This is a genomic window from Acinetobacter rudis (assembly GCF_000829675.1).
GTDB lineage: Bacteria > Pseudomonadota > Gammaproteobacteria > Pseudomonadales > Moraxellaceae > Acinetobacter > Acinetobacter rudis.
Genome location: NZ_BBRX01000124.1, coordinates 1 through 4,343 on the forward strand (window position 1 = coordinate 1; position 4,343 = coordinate 4,343).

3 protein-coding genes are annotated in these 4,343 nt (G+C 37.7%); all 3 read right to left on the bottom strand.

Features of this window, described 5'->3' with window-relative positions; translation table 11 throughout:
* Positions 1-127: 127 nt before the first annotated feature.
* Positions 128-697, bottom strand: coding sequence for a YceI family protein (locus Aru01_RS17950; RefSeq protein WP_016656479.1), 570 nt, complete (start codon positions 695-697; stop codon positions 128-130).
* 514 nt (positions 698-1,211) lie between these two features.
* Positions 1,212-2,009 (bottom strand): trimeric autotransporter adhesin/peptidogylcan-associated protein TpgA, encoded by a 798-nt coding sequence (gene tpgA, locus Aru01_RS17955; protein ID WP_040331301.1) that lies wholly within the window; start codon positions 2,007-2,009, stop codon positions 1,212-1,214.
* 77 nt (positions 2,010-2,086) lie between these two features.
* On the bottom strand, positions 2,087-4,343 hold a 2,257-nt coding region (locus Aru01_RS17960; protein WP_042111751.1), incomplete at its 5' end, for a YadA-like family protein.

Consider the following 4,343-nt stretch of genomic DNA (forward strand, 5'->3'; position numbering starts at 1 on the left):
ATAATATAAACAATAAAATTAAATGGATGATCCCGATGATCTGGTCAATTCAACAAAATAATTATTAAATTCCATCAATAGCAAAGCCATATAGATTAGGCTTTGCTTTTGTCATTTACCTATCACGCTATTTTGCAACAATTGCCTCGGCTCGGATGTGAATGAACATTTGATCATTCACATTGGCGAGAAGCTGTGGCAAACCAAAATCCGAACGTTTTATTTGAGTTTGCCCACTAAAACCAATTACAGGCGCACCAATAATCGGATGTACCGCCCGTTTAAATAAGACAGCATCTAACTGCACTGCTCTCGTTACACCTTTAATTGTGAGATTACCTAATATCTTATAGTTCTTATTGTCATTACTCGTTACTTGAAGACTCTTAAATATAATATTGGGATATTTATTGGCATAAAGCCAATTTCTTTGCAGCAACTTACGATCCAATTGATTAATCTGAGTACTTATATTTTTAACAGGAATTTCAACATAAACTGAAGAGTTTTTTGCATTTTTATAATCAAAATATAAGGTTCCCTGTATTCCATTAAAAGTTACGGGTTGTGCAGTAAAACCGAATTGTTCAACCTGTATCGAGGCTAAGGTTCGAGCCGGATCAATATAATATGTAGTTAATGTAGCCTGAGTAGAACTCGACACCAATAATAATCCCAACACTCTAAATATAATCATGATCGTTGTAGCTTAAATTTTTCAACATTATTTATAATTTTTTCAAAAAAAACATATCTTTTCGGGACAAATATTGATGTTTTACACATATTTACTTGTCAAATATGAGTAAGTTAAGTATTTATAGCCAATCAACAACTTATTTAAGTGTTAATTAATAATATTAATTTATACATTTTTACTCATACAAAAAAACAAGTAATCTATATATTGAAAAATGGTGTTAAGAAAGAAAAAAAATATTTAAAATTCTTAACTTTAGGTTATAGAGCTTATAATTAAATTATTTAGTATAAATAAACACTTATATAAAATTTGTACATTTCAGTTGCACCTAGTTCAGTGTCTTAGTGCGTTTGCAACACACCACAACCCCAACCTGATAAATTATTAAAACTATTTATATAACATACAAAAAAAGCCACCCTATCCTAGGATAAGATGGCCTCTTATTTTAATTTAGAGTTTGCGCTGACTATTTACTCATAAATTAAAATTTTTTCTGGCTAAAAAATTACCAATTTACGTTCACACGACGGTTTGGTGATAAACACTGAAGCATTTGAGTACGCGCTGTAACTTCACAGAACTGGTATCGTTCAGTTTTACCTTTAGCTTCCACACGAATACGTTCAGCTGGAATACCCGCTGCAACCAAAAGGTTTGCCACTGTTACTGCACGTTTTTCTGAAAGTTTTTGGTTATATCCGACATTACCCAGACGATCCGTATATCCCGTTACAACAACAGTCTCATTCGATGTAGTTGCATTGATATTACTAACAATCGTCTCAATAGACTGTGAACCCAATACGATAGACTGTGCATCGAAACGATCGAAGTCAAAAATCACATTGGCATTACGAGCTGCATTTACTGCTACAGGAGCAGCTGGTACTAATGCAGCTGGTACAGGTTCAGATCGCAACATAAAATCTTCACAAGCTTCGCCTTTCCAACTCAAACGTTCAGATAAACGATTTTTGTCAAAATCAATACGCAATTGACAACGCTTATATTCTTGAGTGTTCGGTTTGCGAATATCTAAAACGTAATTCCAAGTCTTAACAAAGAATAGACCTTCACTAAAATGTGGATTACCCAATACATGTCGGAACTGATCTTTAGTTAAGCCTGTTGCTAAACGTGCAACATCAGCATATTCATAACGGTTTACTTGGTCTAAATAACTACGCTCAATTTCAGGAAATGTTACTTCTTCTTGAGTTTGAACTGGTTCAACTTCGGCATAAGTAGATGCAGCGGCTACAAGCAATACACCACCGACGAAGCTTTTAACAATGCTTTTCATATTTGATTGAATCTCTAAAATTAAATTGAAACGGAAGGCCAATATTTCAGCCTTCCTGGACATTCATCGATTGTGTATTAGTCAATTACACCACTGATACCAATACGGAAGCTTGGATCACCTTCAGATGCTGCGGCAATACCACCTGTCAATGACCAACGGCCATTGTCAGCAGTCTTACGCAAAGTCACACCTACTGCATTTTCACCACCATGGTGAGCAGCAGCTGCTGCATATGACCATTTACCTGCAACATATGGAGCCGTTTCAAGCGCCATGGCAGCAGCGATACCCGCGTTTGCACGTTTTTCAACGTTATCAATACGTTGGTTCGTAGTTTGGAATAAGTTATCCACCTTGTTATTCAACTGAGTACTACGGTCATCCAAGGCTTGGAGTGCATCACCCACATTGTTATAACTTGAGTTATTCACATTGTAAGTTGGACCAGTCCATTTACCATCTTCAAACTTCGCACCACCACCAAGATAGTTACTTACATTGGTATTGGTTGTATTCAACTGACTACCATTAACAGCATCTTTAGAGTCTTTGTTGATTGCACCATCTGCAACGCCAGTCACTTGCTTATCACCTGCGTGAATGCCTTTATCTTTATTGATAACTACACCACCCACATTGATATTGTCTGTGTTGACATTTTTGAAGTTCACATCATCTTTAGTTGCCACTTCATAGTTAGTACTACCATCTTTGTTTTGAGTTTTCTTCACAGAGATGTTTTCACCAGCCGAAACTGTTGATTTCGCTTCAGTCACATTTTGATTAATGTTTTCAAGCGCGTCATGTAACTGACCACCATTCACAGCATCTTTAGAGCCTTTAGCGATTTCGCCATCAGCTACGCCAGTAACTTTTTTATCACCCGCATCAATACCATCTTTAGTCACACTTGGACCACCAGCAATCACTAAGCCATCATTATTAATGGTTGTATCACCAGTTTTGATGCTGCCATCTTTACCAAGATCGATGTCTTTAGCTAAATCAACGTTGACGTTATTTCCATCTTTACTGATATTGACGTTGCCATCAGTGTTTTTGAAATCAACCGTATCACCTGGTTTCACAGTGCTTTGATCTTTACCATTTGCAGTTAAGTTCCAACCTTGATTGGCATTATTTGCCTTATCGTTGATTGAAGAAATTGCATCGTGGATATTATCTTTACCCGTGTTACCAATATTCGTGGTTGAAACATTGCCACCTTTGTTAACAGCATTACCACCAAGGATCGTCACAAAATTATTTTGTGCATAATTAAGTTGCTCCTCAGTCGCCGCACGGCCTTTGCTTGCAAAATCAGCAGCGCCTAACTTGGTATTGCTCAAGCCAGTGATGTCATTGGTTTTCTTATCAATCGTCACAGAACCAACAGTCACTTTGTCAAAGTCCACCACAGTGTCAGTTGCTACAGTAAATTCTTTACTGCCATCTTCATTCACTTTCGTGGTTACTTTAACGTTTTTGCCTTCTTTCACTTCAGTCTGAGATGCGGCAGCAACTTGGTTCAACTGATCAACGTTAACAGCGTCTTTGCCATCTTTACCCGCAGCAACATTGCTAATCACTTTGTTACCAGCATTAATACCGCCAGCTGTGATGCTTGGACCATTTTTAATGGTTAAACCAGCATTGTTGATTGTTGTATCACCAACAGCAACCGACTCTAAGCCTGTTAACTTCTTAGACAATTGAACTTCAAGCTCACCTTTGTCATTTTGAACAGTACGGATGTTTTCAGAACTTGCTGCAGTAGCAGTCATGTCAGTCATACCACCAACAACACCCAATTGTTCATTGAGTTTCTTCGCGATGACTTTACCGTCGTTACCTACAAATTTAAGGCCGTCATTTAAAGTCGCAACTTCTTGAGTCTTGCCATCTTCAGTTTGATAGATAATACGTGTTGTACCATCTGTACCATTTAGACCAGCAGCACCTTGACCACTTGTGATGGAAACGCCATCTTTACCGTCTTTGCCATTTAACGCCAAGCTATCAGCATTGAGGTTTTTGTCCATCGCAATAACAAGGTTGCCATCAGCATCAACCATAGTTTTGATGTTGTTTGCAGAATACTCAGTATCCTCTTTAGCACCAGTACCTTTGATTGTTACTTTTTGACCCAAATCACGGTGGAATTCACCTGTATTACCTGCAAAGTCTAGGCCTTTCACAGTGAGATTTTCACCAGCTTTAGTCAACTGATCAACGTTAACAGCGTCTTTGCCATTTTTACCATCAGCAACATTGCTAATCACTTTGTCGCCAGCATTAATGCCACCAGCTGTAATACTTGGACCATCTTTG